This is a genomic window from Thioclava sp. F34-6, from assembly GCF_002213235.1.
GTDB classification, from domain to species: domain Bacteria; phylum Pseudomonadota; class Alphaproteobacteria; order Rhodobacterales; family Rhodobacteraceae; genus Thioclava; species Thioclava nitratireducens.
This window is the reverse complement of sequence record NZ_NBOA01000003.1, coordinates 121279-137021: the sequence shown is the minus strand read 5'-3', so window position 1 is coordinate 137021 and position 15743 is coordinate 121279. Positions and strand designations below refer to the sequence as shown.

Below are 15743 nucleotides of genomic sequence, written 5' to 3'. Positions count from 1 at the left end.
CCTCATATGTCGTAGGTGAAATCGGCCACGTAGCGACGGCCCGAGACCGGCTTGCCCGCGCCGTCCGTGGTCAGCGGTACGGCGATCTCGTTTGGGCTGTCGCGCATGTCCTCGACCGCGGCGTCGACGTGGAGCGTGTAGCCCGCGTCGAAGAGCGCATCCGCGAGATCGAGCGTTATCTCGAGCGTCCGGCCCGCGCCGACGCTGGCGCCGGTGATGCCGTTGATCTGCGCCGGGTCGCCCGCGGTCGCGCGATACCAGTCGCGGAGATGCTCGTAATATTTGGACTTGCCACCCGCCATCCAGAGGCTGCCCGCATAGGCGCCCGACGGGTCGGTGACATAGAGCGCGAGATAAGCGCCGTCGCCGCCGTAATTGTTCAGCGTGGTCTTGAGCGTGACGGGCTGCGCCGACGCGAGGGCGGGAACGGTCAGCGCCGTGCTCAGCGCCAAAGTTGCTAGAAGAGACTTCATTACGGGAATCCTTTTTTTGGGGGAGGAATGCGATGTCGGCTCAGTTCACCTGAACCTTGGGCGGCGCGCCGTTGCCGAAGAGACCGTTTTTCGGCGGGGCGACCGTGCCCGCGGGGGCCGGGTTGCGCGCCGATGCGCCGTAATCGTCATCGTCGTCGTCTTCTTCGTCATCGTCGTCATGTTCCGACCTGATGAGGCGCAGCGTCGCCGGATCGAGCTTGGTGTCGATTTTGCGCCCGTCGCGGTCGCGGCCCTCGATCTTGTATCGGCCGTCTTCCCTCTCGATTTCCTCGACGGTCCAGCCGTTCTCGCGCGCCATCTGCATCACCGCATCACGGGACATTCCTTCGCCGCGCGAAGACTTTCTGTAGTCGTCGTCGGCCAAGGCCATCCCTGCGGGCAGCAGGGCGATGAGGGGAAGTGCGGTCAGTATCTTTCGCATGGCAGTGTCTCCTTTTTCATCTGCTACCGACAATCTGGGCAGTGGACCTGAGCGCATCCTGACAGGCGGACGGTTTCCGCTTCAGCTTGGCGTCAGGAAAAAGGCCCCGCCGTGTGGGGGCGGGGCCGAGTGAGGCCGCGGAACGAAACGGCCTTGGCGACGAAATCGGAAGCGGTCAGGCGATATCGCCGGGGCCAGGCGCACGCTTGTCGCCGGTGAGCATCGACCGCGCGAGGTTCTCGCGATGCCGGAAAGACGCGAGGACGACACCGGCGACATGCAACGCCACGAGCAGCAGGACCAGATTGGCGAGAACCTCGTGCAGCTCCTCGAGCGCCTCGTTACCGCCGCCCTCCGCGCCCTCCGCGCCCTCGCCGTATTCGCCCTCCTCGTCGGCCAGCGCCGGGGTCACGATCTGCGGCAGCGCGGGCAGCATCGCGAGGCGTGTGGGCTCCGCCATCAGCCAGCCGGTGAAGGCGGTTCCCGACAGCGAGATCAGTAACGCCACGATCATCAACGCCCCCGCAGGGTTGTGACCGAGATAGCGACGCTCCTTGCCGCGCAGCATATCGCCAAGATAGGAGAGCGTCTGCCCCGGCCCTCTGAGGAACTGAGTGAACCGGGCATAGCGCCCGCCCACGATCCCCCAGATCAGTCGGAGCGCGACCAGCCCGGCGACAGTGTAGCCTGCGACCTCATGCACCGGCTGCACTTCGTCGGCGGTGAACCAAGCAATAACGAAGGTGGCGACAAGAGCCCAGTGGAATATCCGCACCAGCGGATCCCAGACCCGCACGCGTCCCCCGGCGTCGCCGTTCGGACGCGTTGCGTCGCGAAATGCTGCGTCACTCATGGTTGTCTCCTTCAAGATCTTGGCGGGACCGACCGTCTTCGCCGTTTTCATATTCGATCTCGAGAACCTGGAGCGTCGCCGGATGAAGCTTCACTTCGACCCGGCGGCCCTGCACGTCAGTGCCGTCGATCTCGTAGCAGCCGTCGTCGATCTTGATGCGGCTCACTGTCCAGCCGTTCTGCTCGGCGAGCTGGACCACGGCGTCGCGGGGCTGCCAATCCGCCATCGGCGCGAAACAATCGTCATCGGCCAAGGCCACCCCGGCCGGGAACGTCGCGAGAAAGGCGAGAATTGTCATGGTCTTCTTCATGGGCCAAACTCCTGTTCACGGCCAATTCCGCACCTTTCATGGGCAATCAATCTGACGGGAACCTGAAGCCGCATCCCGCGCAGCGTCAGCTTGGTGTCAGCCGGGCGGGTGAAGAGGGGTCAACGGACAAGAGATGGAACGAAGATGCGCATCCTGCTGATCGAGGACGACACTATTCTGGGCAACGCGGTGCGCGACCAGATCGCAAGCGACGGTCACTCCGTGGACTGGGTCACGCGACTCGACGAAGCGGGCGCGTCGGTCCGCAGCACCGGCTACGATCTCGTCCTGCTGGACCTCATGCTTCCCGACGGTCGGGGCATCGGCTTTCTGAAGGCGCTGCGCGGCCGGGGCGATGTGACGCCGGTTATCATCATGACCGCGCTCGATCAGGTCTCGGACCGGATCGAGGGGCTTAACGCGGGCGCCGACGACTATCTCGTGAAGCCCTTCGATCTCGCGGAGCTCTCGGCGCGCATCGGGTCGGTGGCGCGGCGCTACAGCGGCAATCCGAACCCCATCGTGAGCCATGCCGGGCTCGAGATCGACCTCGCCGCGCGCAGCATCAGGCGCGACGGCAAGCCCGTGCAGCTGACCGCGCGCGAATGGGCCCTGTTCGAAGCGTTCCTCTCGCGACCCGGCCAGTTGCTGTCGAAAGCCCAGCTAGAAGAGAAGCTCTACGCCTTCGATGCGGAAGTGGAGAGCAACACGATCGAGGTCCATGTCAGCCGCCTGCGCAAGAAACTCGGCGCCCATGTGATCGAGACAGAACGCGGCCTCGGCTACAGGCTGGGCAAGGCATGAGGCTGCCCCGAAGCCTTCAGGCCCGTCTGGGACTTTCGCTCGGGGTCGTGCTGGCGTTGATGTGGATCGCCGCAGCGACGGTCACCGCGCTGATCGTGCGCAAGGAGATGAGCGAGGTCTTCGATTCCACGCTTCAGGAAACGGCGCAGCGGATTCTGCCCCTCGCGGTCATGGATATCGTGAACCGTGACAGCACGAATGTGACACAGCGCCTTGCGCAGCTTCGCAATCACGAGGAATTCTTCACCTATATCGTGCGGGACGCGGAGGGGCGTATCCTGCTCCAATCCCACGCCGCCGATCCTTCCGTGTTCCCTGCGTATGAGGGACGGGGCTTCAGCCAGACGGTCACCCACCGGCTGTACAGCGATGCCGCGCTTCAGGACACGGTACGGATCACCGTCGCGGAGCCGCTCGCGCATCGCGCGCAGGTCGCCCGCGAGATCGAGCTCGGCCTCGGCCTGCCTTTGCTGATCGTGATCCCGCTCGCTTTCGCGGCTGTCGTTCTCGCGGTGCGGACCAATCTGGGGCCGTTGCGGCGGTTCCGGACCAGCCTCGAGGCGCGCAACGCCCGCGACCTTACGCCCATTCCGACTGACGACCTGCAGGCCGAGATCGCCCCGGTCGCAGCGACGCTCAACAATCTTCTGGGACGGTTGCGCGAGGGGATCGAGGCCGAGCGAAGCTTCGCCTCCAATGCGGCCCATGAACTGCGCACACCGCTTGCTGGTGCCATCGCGCAGACCCAGCGGCTGAGCGCGGAAACCACCGATCCAGCCGCCAAGGCACGCGCCGCCGATATCGAAGCGACGCTCAAACGTCTAACGCGGCTCTCGGAACGACTGCTGCAGCTCGCCCGGGCGGAAGGCGGGCCGTTGCGGCTGGAGCGCAGTTCGGACCTGCGCATGACCGCCCGCCTGATTGTCGAAGACCTCGCGCGCAGCCTCGATCCCGGGCGTATTGCGCTGGAGTTACCGGAGACGCCCGTGCTCTCGGATCTCGATCCCGACGCCTTCGGCATCCTGTGCCGGAACCTCATCGAGAACGCCCTGAAGCACGGTGCGCAGGACGACCCCGTCACGGTACGGCTGACCGAGGAGGGCGTGTTCACAGTGACGAATGGCGGGCCCGTCATCCCCAAGGAGACGCTGGCGCGCCTGACTGCGCGGTTCGAGCGAGCGGGCAGCACGAATGACGGCAGCGGGTTGGGCCTCGCCATCGTCTCAGTGATCGCGGAGCGCATCGAAAGCCCCCTCACTCTGACCTCGCCGCCGAGCGGTCGCGACGCGGGTCTCGAGGTCAGGGTGCAGCTCCCTCTGAATGGGACGGAGGTTAAGCCGTCGTGACGGTCACACGCCGCAGGGATGGGCAAACGACCCCCGCATGGCATCGTCGTTTAGCGAAGGCGCAAGAAACGCTGAAAGACATCAACCTCAACGCGATGAAACGCTTCGTGGCCGTCACCCGGCTGGGCGGCATCTTGAAGGTAGCCGAGGAACTGGGCGCGTCGCCCTCTCCCGTCAGCGAGCGCGATCATTCGAATGGCCGAGGGGGGCGGAAATAAACCGTCCGGGGTAAAGCCAGCTCCGATCAGACGTGATATTCTCGATATGTCAGGGTCTTGCATCAACTGAGAAAGGCACCAGCGACGTGATCGCCAGAGACGTGCGGTCCCAGCTGCTGTTCTTGGCCGGCACTACGTTCGTTTTTACTCTGGAGACCTCAACCGGCCGGCGCGCCCCGTGATCACAGGAGCTCATCATGAAACTGAAGGCCTATCTCCTCGCCTTTCTACTTGTCGCACCGTTTCAGGCTCTGGCCGACGGGGCCGGGCGCGCATGGATTTCACTCTCGAAAGACAAGGGACTTGTCACGATTGAGACCTTCTCCCGGCTGGAGCCCGGCCATTCGGGTAAATATATCCTCGAGGTGATGAAAAGCGGCCCGAACGGGCGATCCGTCAACCGGCAAGCCGGCTCTGTTCCTGTATCCGATGGAGACGCGACCGGCCCGCTTTCCACAGCGAAGATCTCGTTGGAAGCGAATGCGGACCTCACCGTTCACCTGCGCGTCACCGATGACGAAGGGCGGGTGTTCGAAGATACGGCGGTGAAATCCGGCGAGTGACCCTGCAGCGGATCAGCCGCCGAACACGCGCTTATTCGGAGCGTTCTCCGGGAGGTTTCTTGAGCCGGACGTAGGCCGCATAGCCTTCTCGCAAGGGGGTGTACTCCGTGACGTTCTCCACGAGGTCGCCCTCGAAGCGGTCATCGACCTCCGGCAACCGGTCGACGTTCTTGTCGGCCCTCAGACCGTCCGCATATTCGACCTTGATCTTCATGGCGTCCTCTCAAATCGGGTAATCTCTATGAACTCGCAGCGCCCCGCCCGCGTGCGGGGCGCCACCCTTCGTCTTCAATGGAAGCGCGAATCGATGATCCGGTCGGCGATCCGCGCGGCATTGGCGAGGATCGTCATCGCCGGGTTCACGCCGCCGCCGGTGGGCATCAGCGAGCCGTCACAGATCCACAGATTGTCGACATCCCAGCTGCGGCCCATGTCGTTGGTGACCGAGGTCTCGGGATCGTCGCCCATCGGGCAACCGCCCATCAGATGCGCTGTGCTCTGGGTTTCGAACAGGTTGTGACCGCCCGCGGCGCGCATCATCCGGGACATGAACCCCCGTGCATGTTCCTGCAGCCGCTTGTCATTGTCGCAGAAGGAATGGGTCACCTTGGCCCGGGGAAGGCCAAGCGCATCGGTCTCGTCGGCCAGCGTCACGCGGTTGTCCGGTGACGGCATCGACTCTCCCACCATCTTCAGCCCCGCCATCCGGTTGTAGCGGCCCATCTTGCTCAGCAGATCGTCACCGAACAGCCCCGACGAGGAGACGAGCGTGCCCGCAAAATCGCCGGGCAGCGGGCCTTGGCTCATGAAAGAATAGCCACCGTCGAAATCCTTGCTCGGGTCGTCATCGGCATAGTTCCAGTGCTCGCAGGTCGCCATCGAGGGCGGGCCCTTGTACCAGCGGATCTCCTCGTCGAACTCGCCCCAGACGGCGTCGTTCGCATGCACCATGAGGTTGCGCCCGACCATGCCGTTGGAATTGCCCAAGCCCTGCGGATGCTGTGCGTTGGCCGAGTTCAGCAACAGCCGTGGCGTCTCGATGGAGTAGCCGGCCACCACCACGTTCGCGGCCTTCTGGAAATGCCATTCCCCGTCGCGATGGTAGGAGACTCCACTGGCGCGCCCGTCCGGGCCCGTTTCGATGCGGCCAACCATGGCGAGGTCGCGCACCTCCGCCCCCGCCTTGATCGCGCGGGGGACATAGGTAATCAGCATGCTCTGCTTGGCATTCACCGAACAGCCGATCTTGCACATGCCGCGATAGGCGCAGGGCGGAGACTTCCCGCGTGGCGCGGAGACGGTGCAGAGCGGCGTCGGCGCCCAATCGACGCCAAGCGCCTCGGCCCCGCGCGCCAGAACCAGACCGGCCTCGTTCACCTCATGCTCGCGATAGGGGTAGCGCCCGCGATCGGGCCCCCACGGGTAGCGGATCGGCCCCGAAATCTTCAGCGCGTCCTCCACCTCGTCGTAGTAGCGCCACATCTCGCGCCAATCGACGGGCCAGTCGCGGCCGTAACCAAGTTTCGAGCGGGACTTGAACCATTCCGGACGGAAGCGGAGCGACACCATCTGGAAATGCACCGAGGAGCCACCCACCGCGCGGCCGGAGTTGTTCGCCCCGAGTTCGATCGGATCGTCGCCGTCGGAGATACGCGGATCGAGCCAATAGAGCTTGTCCTGCTCGCGCTCATCGGATGCGAAGTCGCGCTTTGGCTGGAAAAAGGGACCGGCATCGAACAGCACGACCGACATTCCGGCTTCGGCGAGCTTGGCTGCGAGAACCGAACCGCCGCAGCCCGCACCGACGATTACGAAATCGACCGGCGCGTTCTTAGGGTATTCGCGCATCGGCACCTGCCCTTCGCGCTTGAATACGTCCGGGGCGTGGCCATCCACCGCGCGGGGGCGATCGCTGCGAGACGCGTCTTGGGTCATGCCTGGTCCTCCCATTTTCCGAAGGGCGCCTCCCACGGGTCGATCTGGCCGGCCTTGAGGCGCACATAGCCGCGTGGCGCGGCGGGGCCGCCATAGCCGATCTCGCTCATCCCGGCGGGGGCGCTGTAATAGATTTCCACGATCTGCTTGAGCAAAAGCGCGCGGAAGAATTTCTGCGGTGGCATGTCCTGCCATGTCTCGGGCGCGCGACATTCGCCGCGATCGATGGCGCGCAGCAGGCGCTCCTGCTCGGGCCGGTCGAGCTCGCGAAATCCGCGCCCGTCGAACGTCGCGCGTGCCTCGGCATCAATCGCCTTCAGGCCGCGGGGCCATGCCTCGCGCTCGGGCGGCATCGTGGCGAACCGGGTGCCGGTGCCGCGATCCTCGTGCAGCGCCGCGTCGATGAAGGGCGCGATGGGCACGGGCTCGGGGCGGCGCTGCGGGATCACGACCGCGCAGAGCGCCTCCAGAAGCGCGAACAGGTCCGGGTCGAGGAAGCGGCGCGGCGGCGGATCACGTCGCGCGCGAAGAACCTCGCGGGTCTGATCGTCGAAGGACGGGCTGTCCCATTTATCGAGCACGTCATAGCCCGGATACGGGGTACGAAACGGTTCGCTCATATCGCTGCCCTTTCCTTTGTCTGGTGCGGCTGATCCTGTTCCACCGCGAGCAGATCGAGTGCGGCACGCCCGGTCTTGCCGAGCCCCGCGAAGCTGATCGGCGCGGGCATCGGCGGGCCCGCCAGCGTCGTCTGTCGCCAGTTGCGCCAGCCCGCCGAGTTGCGCGCGACGCCGTAGGCGTGAAAGCCTGTGCCGACATAGCCAAGCCCCTCGACCGCGCGCAGCAGCAGGGTAAGCGGGCGCCGGAAGCGCCTATGCGGATAGATCGCCTGCGCCATCAGCCCGGCGGCGGCGAGCGGCGGCAGCGTGACCGGCAGATACATCGCCTTGTCATGGAACGCGCCGCGGAAATGCAGCAGCGCAACTTCGCCCGACTCCGCCACCAGCGCGAGCGCGGTGAGGCAGGCCAGTTCGCGCCCGTGCAGATGCTCGTAGCCGCGAGTCTGGGCCATCCGGTGGGTGACCATGCCGAACAGACCGCTCATGATCAGCGCCCCCGGTGCACCGAGCGGCGCGGCGTAGAACAGGTTGTTCCACGAAATCCCGCCGGGCCGGCGACTGATGTTGCGCAGGTGGAACCCCATCCCGGCCATTCCGATCCCGACGGAGGTGAGATGCGTCGCCTCGAGCGCCCGGCCGCGCTTGCTGCGCCGCGGCTCCGCCAGGGCGGCTGCCATCGCGGTCGCTCCAGTCAGCGGGGCGACATACATCTCGTCGCGGCGGAAATCGCCGCGCAGATGTTCCAGCGCGCTGTCGAAAAGGACGCTTGCGCCCATGATCGCGGCCCCGTCCCGACCGAGCCGCAGCGCCTCGCGCTTGTTGCGCGACCGCTTCACCGGGTTGCCGGAACGCGGGCGGCGCGCGGCCAGCCCGGCGGCGACGAAACCGAGGCCCACGCCTGCGACGATGGCGCCCAGCCCGATGCCGCCAACGGGCCGACGGGTGCGGCGTCGGAATGCTTCGTATATCCTGTCATGGGTCATTGCGAATTCCCTTTGCTACTGCCGAAACCTTTCGTCCCGGCGTCAGACGATGCGCCGGGAACTGCGCTCAGGCCTGTCGGAACCGCTCGGCTTCACGCGGACGCAGCCGCAGCCCCAGCCCCGGTTCGCCATTGTCGCGAAGCTGGCCCTTCTCCGGCTCGGGCGCGCCGTCGAACAGCATCCCCTCGATCCGGACATGGTCGTGAAACCATTCGAGATGGATCGCGGGCAGCGCGGCGAGGCAGGCGTGCAGATGCAGCGCGGGAGCGCAATGGGCAGAGAGCGGCACCTGATGCGCAGCGCTCAGCGCGGCCACTCCCATGAAGCCGGTGATACCCGCGCAGCGCGTGGCATCCGCCTGCAGCACATCCACCGCGCCCGCTTCGAGCATGTGGCGGAAATAGCCGATATTGAAACCGTACTCCCCCGCCGTGACATTCATCCCCGCCGGGGCCCGGTCGCGGCACAGGCGCAGCCCTTCGAGATCGTCCGAGGAGACGGGCTCCTCGTGCCATTCGACGCCGAATTCGCGGGCACGCTCGGCCAACGCCAGCGCTTCCTTGCGGTTCTGGGCACCATTCGCATCCATGAATAGCCGACAGTCTGAACCGATGGCGTTGCGCGCCTGTTTCAGCCGGTGCGGATCGCGATCGGGGTCGCGCCCGACCTTGATCTTCACCATCGAGAAGCCTTCGGCGGCCCAACCCTCCAGTTGGTCGCGCAGCTGCCGGTCGTCATAGGAGGTGAAGCCGCCCGAGCCATAGGCCGGAATCGCGTCGCGCGCGCGGCCCAGAAGGGCGGCGACGGGCTGGCCCAGCAGCTTCCCTTTTAGGTCCCAAAGCGCCGTGTCCACCGCCGCTATCGCCATCGCGACGGGACCATCGCGCCCGATGTTGCGCGTGGCATGCACCATCGCCAGCCAGAGCTTCGCGATGTCGAGCGCATTGCGCCCTTTCACTTGTGGAAAGAGAGTATCGCGCACGATCCCCGCCGTCGCGGGCGTCGTGTAACTGTAGCCAAGGCCGGTCTCGCCCCCGGCGGAGATGGAGACGAGAACCATCGAGGTCTCGCTCCATTCCAGCGTCCCGTCGGATTCCGGTGCATCGGTCGGGATCGTCAGGACGGAGACGTCGACCCCCTCGATCAGCGGATCGGAGCCGAGGGTCATCTCAGCGGTCCGTGACGCGCTTGAACGCCTGCTTCACGATGCCACCGGCCTCGGAGTCTCCATGGACGAGCGCGCTCATGAAGGATTTCGCCTGCTCCATCGTGATATGGGGCGGCAGCGTCGGCACGTCGGGATCGACGGTGGCGTGGATCACGGTCGGGCGATCCGCGGCGAAGGCGGCTTCCCAGGCCGGACCGATCTCCTCGGTGCGGTCGATCCGCAGCCCCTTGAGGCCCAACAGCTCCGCATAGGCGGCCATGTCGATATCGGGCACGTCCTGCGTCTTGTCGACACGCGGGCTGTCGGCCATCGCGCGCAGCTCCCAGGTCACTTGGTTGAGGTCCTGGTTGGCCAGCACACAGATCACCAGCCGCGGGTCTGCCCAGTCGCGCCAGTATTTCGAGACGGTGATCAGGTCGGTGATGCCCAGCATCTGCATCGCGCCGTCACCCACGAAGGCCACAGCCGCGCGGTCCGGATAGCAGAACTTCGCCGCCACAGCGTAGGGCACGCCCGGGCACATCGTCGCCAGCGTCCCCGAAAGCGAGGCCTTCATGCCGCGGCGGATCTTGATCGCACGCGCCAGCCAGTTGGCCGAGCTGCCGGAGTCCGCCGACAGGATCGCATTGTCGGGCAGCCGCGACGACGCCTCCCAGAACAGCCGTTCGGGATTGACGGGGTCGGCGCTCTCCTTGGCGCGCTTCTCGACACCGTCCCACCATTCGGCGGTCTTCTTCTCGATCTTCTCACGCCACGACCGGTCGGTCTTGGGCTTGAGGCGCGGCAACAGGGCCTCCACCGTGTCGGCTGCATCGCCAACGAGGTTCACGTCCATCGGGTAGCGCATCGACACCATCGTCGGGTCGAGGTCGATCTGCACCGCCTTGGCCTGCCCTTCCTCGGGCAGGAATTCCGAATATGGGAAGCGCGAGCCGATCATCAGAAGCGTGTCGCATTCGCGCATCATCCAGTCGGAGGCCTGCGTGCCCAGAAGCCCGATCGAGCCGGTCACGAAGGGCAGATCGTCCGGCAGCGCGGCCTTGCCCAGAAGCGCCTTGGCGACGCCTGCGCCAAGGGTTTCGGCAAGCTGGGTGATCTGCGTCTCTGCGCCGATCGCACCCGCGCCGACGAGGATGCCGACCTTCTCGCCCGCGTTCAGGATATCCGCCGCGGCGGCGAGGTCCTTGTCTGCCGGCAGCAGGCGCGGCGCCTGATAGCCAACGCCGCTGTGGACGGTGCCATGGGCGTGGGGCGGCGCTTCGACCGCCTGAGCCTCCTGCACGTCATTGGGGGCGATCACGCAGGTCACGCTGCGCCGCGCCTGCGCGATCCGGAGCGCCCTGTCGATCAGGTGGCGCGCCTGTCCCGGTGCCATCATCGTGTGGACATATTCGCTCGCCACATCCTTGAAGAGCGATTGCAGGTCGACCTCCTGCTGGTAATTGCCGCCAAGCGCGTTGCGCCCCTGCTGGCCGACGATCGCAAGCACCGGCTGGTGGTCCAGCTTGGCGTCGTAGAGACCGTTGAGCAGGTGGATCGCGCCGGGGCCGGAGGTCGCGAGACAACAGCCCACCTCGCCGGTCCATTTCGCATGCGCCGCCGCCATGAACGCGGCGCTTTCCTCGTGGCGTGCCTGAACGAATTCGATCTCGTCATCGCGTCCAAGCGCTGCGACGAGCCCGCTGATCCCGTCTCCCGGGAAGCCATAGATACGGGTAATGCCCCACTGCTTGAGGCGAGAAAGAATGAAATCGGCAACGGTGTCGGACATGTCTGCCTCCACTGTCAGATGTGATGAATGGATTAGGGAAACGGATGCGTCTTGCCGATGTTCCCACAAGAGCCTGTGAGGAGAGGGCCGCGGCGCCCCATGAAGAAACACAGGAACATAGCAGCGCGCATCCGGTTGGTGCGTTCAGACCCATCCAGAAAGGAGCCCGGCAATGAATTACCCCAAACCTCCCTTCCCCAAGCAACCGCAATCCGTTCCCGGTTCGACGGAGAAGATGGACCCGCGCCCCGATCATGGCGAGCAGAGCTATGTCGGGTCGGGCAGGCTCGACGGGATGGCCGCCCTTGTGACGGGCGCAGACAGCGGCATCGGTCGCGCCGTGGCCCTGGCCTATGCGCGCGAAGGGGCCGACGTAATGATTTCCTATCTCGAAGAGCATGACGAGGCCGAAGAAACGCGCCGGCTTGTCGAAGAGGCAGGCCGCCGCGCGTATGTGATGCCCGGCGACATTCAGGACGCCGATCACTGTCGCGCATTGGTGCGCGATACGCATGAAGCCTTCGGGCGTCTCGACATTCTCGTCAACAACGCGGCGCACCAGATGCATTTCGACGAGATCGAGGACATCTCCGATGAAGAATGGGAAACGACCTTCCGCACCAACATTCATTCGATGTTCTACCTGTGCAAGGCGGCGCTCCCGGTGATGGAGAAGAACGGCGCGATCATCAACACGGCCTCGATCAACTCGGACAAACCCAACCCCGGTCTGCTGGCTTACGCGGCGACCAAGGGTGCGATCCAGAACTTCACCACCGGGCTGGCACAGATGGTGGCAGAGCGCGGGATCCGCGTGAATTGCGTCGCACCGGGGCCGGTCTGGACACCGCTGATCCCCTCGACGCTGCCTGAGGACTCGGTCGCGCATTTCGGCGAGGACAAGCCGATGGGCCGCCCCGCGCAACCGGCGGAGCTAGCCTCCGCCTACGTGATGCTTGCCGATCCGCGCTCGAGCTACACGTCAGGCGCGACGGTGGCCGTCACCGGCGGCATGCCGATGATCTGATTTAAAGACGCGGGCCGCCAGCAGAAGCTGCGGCCCGCGCGAATTTTCGTTCGCTCGACTTTTCGGCGGTCAGGCGTCCGAGCACATCACGCGGGCCCTACGCCAAGCTGATTGCGGACCAGCAGAACACCACGCACTTCCTGTGCAAGCGCTTCTGCGAGCGTGCGCTGGAATTCCAGCCCGATCGTGCCTTCGAGCGTCACCACCCCTTCTTCCGCGACGATCAGGACATGGCTCATGTCGATCCGTCCGTCGCCTTCGAGCGCGCTCCGCACGGCGGACGCCAGTTCGTCGTCGGGGAGGATCTCCGCGGGTTGCTCCGGCAAGTCGGGCATGATCGGTTGCTCGACGCCGTGATACCCGTCCGGTCGGCTCGGCGCCGCAAGGTCAGAGCGCACCACATGGACGTCTTTTTCATCGCCATTCTCGGTCATGATCTCCTCCATGGCTATGGAACGGATCAACGAGTGAGCATCCCGCTTGTTCCTGCGCGCACGCCAGCCGCGCACGGTTTGTTCCGCCAGAGTCACGATGGTTCGCGCCATGGAACAAAGGCTGGCAGGGTTCGTTTTTCGGGTAAGCATGACGACCCTCGCGCGGAGCACTGCACGGGTCCCACGCGGGGGTCTCACTTTGACCAAAGGAGGCCTACCATGTTGACCAGACTGCTCTTTGCAGCCTCAGCCCTCGGTGCCTTGGGGTATCTCATCAACCAACGGCGCGGCACCTCGGCACAGGGCGTCCGTCCCGCAGGTCCCTCGCAGATGCGAAACCCACCTCGGAACTGGGACCGGGTCGACGAGGAAATGGATGAAAGTTTCCCGGCAAGCGATCCGCCCGCGAATTATTGACTTCAATCATCTAAAATCGGGGTCCCGGCGCCAATCCGCCGGGACCCCGCGAAGAGAGCGACCAGATGCCAAATACCTATCTCGAAGAAACATTGGTCACGCTGGAGGCTCGTTTGATCGCGCAACGCCGCGTTCTGGCACGGCTGGTGTCGGAACTGCCCGCAGAGTCGCGCGAGACCGTCATGGCGTGGATCGGCGAACGCGAAGTGATGCATGACGGTCAGGAAGATCCCGGCGCGGACCCGGACGCGACCGACGCGCTTCCGCTAAGCATTGCCGAGGAGTTCCAGCAGATCGCGACGCTCGCGCGGCGCCACCGCCGCGGCAATGGGTGATCCGTCCGGCCGAAGCGCAGACGACGACGGCAGACGCCCGTGATGCCACCTGCCGCGGGCTTGGCGCAGCCCGCATCGGCGTCGTGCCCCTAGCACCAGCAACCAATCAGGCCCATAGCGAGGCAAGGCAAATGCAGAATTCCCAATCCATTCCACATCTCTCGGGGATCGACAGCACCCGGGCCTTCCTCAGCGAGGGCTATTCGTTCATTTCCCGCCGTTGCGATCAGCTTGGGAGCGATGCGTTCCGAACCCGGCTGATGCTGCGCCCCGTGACCTTCCTGCGCGGACGCGACGCGGTACGCAGTTTCTATGAGCCGGGACGGATGACGCGTCGCGGTGCGATGCCGCCCACCGTGGTGCCGCTTCTTCAAGGCAAGGGCAGCGTGCAAAGCCTCGACGACGAAGCCCATCACATCCGCAAGCAGATGTTTCTGGACCTCATGGACCGCGACCGATTGCGCGCGGCCCGCCGGATTTTCGCAGAGGAATGGCAGGCTGCGGCCCGCAGTTGGCAAGGCTGCGAGATCGACTTCTCTGATGCCGTCGACGGCATCATGACGCGAGCGGCGCTGCGCTGGTGCGGCATCGACCCGGCACAGCACGACGTTGCCAGCCGCGCGCGCGAACTCAGCACGATGTTCGCCGCGGCCGGCACGCTCGGGCCTGCCTATCTACAGGCACGCTGGCTCCGGGCGCGGTGCGAGCGTTGGGCGCGCAGCCTGATTTCGCAGACCCGCGAAGCGGACGGACCTGCCGGAAGCACCTTGGCAAAGCTCGCCTTCCACACCGATCTGGACGGCAGCCGGATGAGCGAAGACGTGGCCGTGAAGGAACTCCTGAACATCCTGCGTCCGATCGTGGCGGTCGGGCGCTATGTCGTGTTCGCCGCCCACGCTCTTCACTCCCACCGCGCAGCCATCCCGGCCGTTGCGGAAGACGACGAGCCGACCTGCCGCGCGATCGCCGAGGAGGTGCGCAGGCTCTACCCGTTCTTCCCGGCGATCGGCGGGCGCGTGCGCGAGGCGTTCGACTGGCACGGCGCCCGGTTCGAACCCGGCGATTGGCTGGTCCTCGATCTCTACGGCACCAACCACGACCCTGACATTTGGGAGGACGCGGAACGCTTCCGCGCCGAACGCCATCTGGGCCGTGACATCCAACCCGAGGGGCTCGTGCCGCAGGGCGGCGGCGACTATCTGCAAAATCACCGCTGCCCGGGCGAATGGCTCACGATGGAGCTGCTGACCGAAGCCGTCATGCAGCTGCGCAAGCTCGATTGGACGGTCCCCGAGCAGGATCTGACACTTTCCGACAACCAGTTCCCCCCGCTGCCGGGAGGCGGCCTGCGCATTGCACTCCAGCCGGAGCATCCGGGCGCGCGCTGCTGAAAACTCCGGGGCGACAGGCCGAACGCATACCAGATGCCATGTCGAGCATGGGCAGGTCGCAGCCGGTCGAACGCCCCGGGTAAGAGACTTCGTGCCGGCGCCCAACCCGCGCCAACGCTTGACGTCGCCCCACGATAGACCAGATTATTTTCGAAATGACGTTCGCATCGGGTGGCCAAATTGTCGGATCCACATCCGGATTAGGCCAACATGCTGCTAGATTGACCCAAGGCGCCGCAGACAATCCGCCTTTGCCAAACAGCCTGAACGAGGTCCGCTATCAACGCCCAGTTACTTGCTGCCCTGATCCTTCTGCCGTTCGTGTTCATCGCCATTTACGCAGGCGTGCACGAGTTCCTGCGTTACAAATCGAAGGGACGTGCGAATTACGGCCTGATCTTCGATGAGGAGACCGGAACCTCCTACGTGACCGGCATCTCCGAGGAGGAGGAGGCCTTCGACCCCGAAGATTTCGATCCCAATGACTACAACGAGACCGCGGCCGTCGAGGAAACCAGCGAGGAAAGCGACGAGCACAAATCTTGAGCCTCGCAAATCCTGAGCCTCGCAAATCCGGCCCCGCCATCGACGCCCGACAGGCGATCGAGGCGCGCGAAACCGGCAAGCGGCAAGGACCGGAAGCCGACAAAGGC

At 65.3% G+C, this 15743-nt stretch carries 20 protein-coding genes; 9 read left to right on the top strand and 11 right to left on the bottom strand.

What is annotated here, in order from left to right; translation table 11 throughout:
* Positions 1 to 2: 2 nt before the first annotated feature.
* The 4 genes from B6V72_RS06825 to B6V72_RS06810 all read right to left on the bottom strand — a co-directional run bounded on the left by B6V72_RS06825 (position 3) and on the right by B6V72_RS06810 (position 2078).
* Positions 3 to 473 carry a DUF2271 domain-containing protein gene (locus B6V72_RS06825; RefSeq protein WP_088735186.1) on the bottom strand — a complete coding sequence of 157 codons (471 nt, stop codon included), beginning with the start codon at positions 471 to 473 and terminating at the stop codon, positions 3 to 5.
* 40 nt (positions 474 to 513) lie between these two features.
* Positions 514 to 915 (bottom strand): PepSY domain-containing protein, encoded by a 402-nt coding sequence (locus B6V72_RS06820; RefSeq protein WP_088735185.1) that lies wholly within the window; start codon positions 913 to 915, stop codon positions 514 to 516.
* 175 nt (positions 916 to 1090) lie between these two features.
* Complete coding sequence (locus tag B6V72_RS06815) at positions 1091 to 1768, bottom strand: cytochrome b/b6 domain-containing protein (protein ID WP_088735184.1); 678 nt, start codon at positions 1766 to 1768, stop codon at positions 1091 to 1093.
* The gene (locus B6V72_RS06810) at positions 1761 to 2078 is read right to left on the bottom strand and encodes a PepSY domain-containing protein (protein ID WP_088735183.1); all 318 of its coding nucleotides are present in this window, start codon (positions 2076 to 2078) and stop codon (positions 1761 to 1763) included. Before B6V72_RS06810 ends, B6V72_RS06815 begins: the two co-directional genes overlap by 8 nt.
* Before the next feature lie 144 nt (positions 2079 to 2222).
* On the opposite strand from B6V72_RS06810, the gene B6V72_RS06805 reads away from it, so the two are divergent.
* From B6V72_RS06805 to csgH, 4 genes are all read left to right on the top strand, one after another.
* Complete coding sequence (locus B6V72_RS06805) at positions 2223 to 2882, top strand: response regulator transcription factor (protein WP_088719199.1); 660 nt, start codon at positions 2223 to 2225, stop codon at positions 2880 to 2882.
* A complete protein-coding gene (locus tag B6V72_RS06800; RefSeq protein WP_088735182.1) occupies positions 2879 to 4228 on the top strand; it encodes an ATP-binding protein in 1350 nt (449 codons plus the stop codon). Before B6V72_RS06805 ends, B6V72_RS06800 begins: the two co-directional genes overlap by 4 nt.
* Positions 4225 to 4446: a LysR family transcriptional regulator gene (locus tag B6V72_RS19295; protein ID WP_088735181.1), complete on the top strand. Its 222-nt coding sequence runs from the start codon at positions 4225 to 4227 to the stop codon at positions 4444 to 4446. The genes B6V72_RS06800 and B6V72_RS19295 overlap by 4 nt, the downstream gene beginning before the upstream one ends.
* A gap of 197 nt (positions 4447 to 4643) precedes the next feature.
* Positions 4644 to 5009, top strand: a complete 366-nt coding sequence (csgH, locus tag B6V72_RS06790) for a curli-like amyloid fiber formation chaperone CsgH (protein WP_088722031.1) — start codon at positions 4644 to 4646, stop codon at positions 5007 to 5009.
* Positions 5010 to 5040: 31 nt separating this feature from the next.
* Here csgH and B6V72_RS06785 read toward each other — a convergent pair whose 3' ends face one another.
* The 6 genes from B6V72_RS06785 to B6V72_RS06760 all read right to left on the bottom strand — a co-directional run bounded on the left by B6V72_RS06785 (position 5041) and on the right by B6V72_RS06760 (position 11486).
* Positions 5041 to 5223, bottom strand: coding sequence for a hypothetical protein (locus B6V72_RS06785; protein WP_075776376.1), 183 nt, complete (start codon positions 5221 to 5223; stop codon positions 5041 to 5043).
* A gap of 74 nt (positions 5224 to 5297) precedes the next feature.
* The gene (locus B6V72_RS06780; RefSeq protein ID WP_088735180.1) at positions 5298 to 6944 is read right to left on the bottom strand and encodes a GMC family oxidoreductase; all 1647 of its coding nucleotides are present in this window, start codon (positions 6942 to 6944) and stop codon (positions 5298 to 5300) included.
* On the bottom strand, positions 6941 to 7564 hold the full coding sequence (locus tag B6V72_RS06775; protein WP_088735179.1) for a gluconate 2-dehydrogenase subunit 3 family protein: 624 nt from the start codon (positions 7562 to 7564) through the stop codon (positions 6941 to 6943). Before B6V72_RS06775 ends, B6V72_RS06780 begins: the two co-directional genes overlap by 4 nt.
* Positions 7561 to 8547 (bottom strand): hypothetical protein, encoded by a 987-nt coding sequence (locus tag B6V72_RS06770; RefSeq protein ID WP_075776379.1) that lies wholly within the window; start codon positions 8545 to 8547, stop codon positions 7561 to 7563. Before B6V72_RS06770 ends, B6V72_RS06775 begins: the two co-directional genes overlap by 4 nt.
* Before the next feature lie 67 nt (positions 8548 to 8614).
* On the bottom strand, positions 8615 to 9715 hold the full coding sequence (locus B6V72_RS06765; protein ID WP_088735178.1) for an enolase C-terminal domain-like protein: 1101 nt from the start codon (positions 9713 to 9715) through the stop codon (positions 8615 to 8617).
* A 1-nt stretch (position 9716) separates the two neighbouring features.
* Entirely contained in the window at positions 9717 to 11486 is a 1770-nt protein-coding gene (locus tag B6V72_RS06760; protein ID WP_075776381.1) for a thiamine pyrophosphate-requiring protein, read from the bottom strand.
* Between the two features lie 172 nt (positions 11487 to 11658).
* Between B6V72_RS06760 and B6V72_RS06755 the strand changes: the two genes are divergently transcribed.
* A complete protein-coding gene (locus B6V72_RS06755; protein WP_075776382.1) occupies positions 11659 to 12513 on the top strand; it encodes an SDR family oxidoreductase in 855 nt (284 codons plus the stop codon).
* An 86-nt stretch (positions 12514 to 12599) separates the two neighbouring features.
* On the opposite strand, the gene B6V72_RS06750 is transcribed toward B6V72_RS06755, so the two are convergent.
* Positions 12600 to 12947 (bottom strand): BON domain-containing protein, encoded by a 348-nt coding sequence (locus tag B6V72_RS06750; protein WP_168173020.1) that lies wholly within the window; start codon positions 12945 to 12947, stop codon positions 12600 to 12602.
* 219 nt (positions 12948 to 13166) lie between these two features.
* Between B6V72_RS06750 and B6V72_RS06745 the strand changes: the two genes are divergently transcribed.
* From B6V72_RS06745 to B6V72_RS06730, 4 genes are all read left to right on the top strand, one after another.
* Positions 13167 to 13364: a hypothetical protein gene (locus B6V72_RS06745; protein WP_075776384.1), complete on the top strand. Its 198-nt coding sequence runs from the start codon at positions 13167 to 13169 to the stop codon at positions 13362 to 13364.
* A 65-nt stretch (positions 13365 to 13429) separates the two neighbouring features.
* Positions 13430 to 13699 (top strand): hypothetical protein, encoded by a 270-nt coding sequence (locus B6V72_RS06740; RefSeq protein ID WP_075776385.1) that lies wholly within the window; start codon positions 13430 to 13432, stop codon positions 13697 to 13699.
* Positions 13696 to 15090 carry a cytochrome P450 gene (locus B6V72_RS06735; RefSeq protein ID WP_146696180.1) on the top strand — a complete coding sequence of 465 codons (1395 nt, stop codon included), beginning with the start codon at positions 13696 to 13698 and terminating at the stop codon, positions 15088 to 15090. Before B6V72_RS06740 ends, B6V72_RS06735 begins: the two co-directional genes overlap by 4 nt.
* A gap of 321 nt (positions 15091 to 15411) precedes the next feature.
* Positions 15412 to 15636 carry a hypothetical protein gene (locus B6V72_RS06730; RefSeq protein WP_346394065.1) on the top strand — a complete coding sequence of 75 codons (225 nt, stop codon included), beginning with the start codon at positions 15412 to 15414 and terminating at the stop codon, positions 15634 to 15636.
* The last annotated feature ends 107 nt before the right edge of the window (positions 15637 to 15743 follow it).

Excerpts from the sequence above, each read along its gene's own strand:
- B6V72_RS06805 (WP_088719199.1), top strand. The coding sequence starts at position 2,223 with ATGCGCATCCTGCTGATCGAGGACGACACTATTCTGGGCAACGCGGTG.
- B6V72_RS06800 (WP_088735182.1), top strand. The coding sequence starts at position 2,879 with ATGAGGCTGCCCCGAAGCCTTCAGGCCCGTCTGGGACTTTCGCTCGGG.
- csgH (WP_088722031.1), top strand. The coding sequence starts at position 4,644 with ATGAAACTGAAGGCCTATCTCCTCGCCTTTCTACTTGTCGCACCGTTT.
- B6V72_RS06820 (WP_088735185.1), bottom strand. The coding sequence starts at position 915 with ATGCGAAAGATACTGACCGCACTTCCCCTCATCGCCCTGCTGCCCGCA.
- B6V72_RS06765 (WP_088735178.1), bottom strand. The coding sequence starts at position 9,715 with ATGACCCTCGGCTCCGATCCGCTGATCGAGGGGGTCGACGTCTCCGTC.
- B6V72_RS06750 (WP_168173020.1), bottom strand. The coding sequence starts at position 12,947 with ATGACCGAGAATGGCGATGAAAAAGACGTCCATGTGGTGCGCTCTGAC.
- B6V72_RS06785 (WP_075776376.1), bottom strand. The coding sequence starts at position 5,223 with ATGAAGATCAAGGTCGAATATGCGGACGGTCTGAGGGCCGACAAGAAC.
- B6V72_RS06825 (WP_088735186.1), bottom strand. The coding sequence starts at position 473 with ATGAAGTCTCTTCTAGCAACTTTGGCGCTGAGCACGGCGCTGACCGTT.
- B6V72_RS06770 (WP_075776379.1), bottom strand. The coding sequence starts at position 8,547 with ATGACCCATGACAGGATATACGAAGCATTCCGACGCCGCACCCGTCGG.
- B6V72_RS06745 (WP_075776384.1), top strand. The coding sequence starts at position 13,167 with ATGTTGACCAGACTGCTCTTTGCAGCCTCAGCCCTCGGTGCCTTGGGG.
- B6V72_RS06780 (WP_088735180.1), bottom strand. The coding sequence starts at position 6,944 with ATGACCCAAGACGCGTCTCGCAGCGATCGCCCCCGCGCGGTGGATGGC.
- B6V72_RS06775 (WP_088735179.1), bottom strand. The coding sequence starts at position 7,564 with ATGAGCGAACCGTTTCGTACCCCGTATCCGGGCTATGACGTGCTCGAT.
- B6V72_RS06760 (WP_075776381.1), bottom strand. The coding sequence starts at position 11,486 with ATGTCCGACACCGTTGCCGATTTCATTCTTTCTCGCCTCAAGCAGTGG.
- B6V72_RS06755 (WP_075776382.1), top strand. The coding sequence starts at position 11,659 with ATGAATTACCCCAAACCTCCCTTCCCCAAGCAACCGCAATCCGTTCCC.
- B6V72_RS06810 (WP_088735183.1), bottom strand. The coding sequence starts at position 2,078 with ATGAAGAAGACCATGACAATTCTCGCCTTTCTCGCGACGTTCCCGGCC.
- B6V72_RS06815 (WP_088735184.1), bottom strand. The coding sequence starts at position 1,768 with ATGAGTGACGCAGCATTTCGCGACGCAACGCGTCCGAACGGCGACGCC.
- B6V72_RS06740 (WP_075776385.1), top strand. The coding sequence starts at position 13,430 with ATGCCAAATACCTATCTCGAAGAAACATTGGTCACGCTGGAGGCTCGT.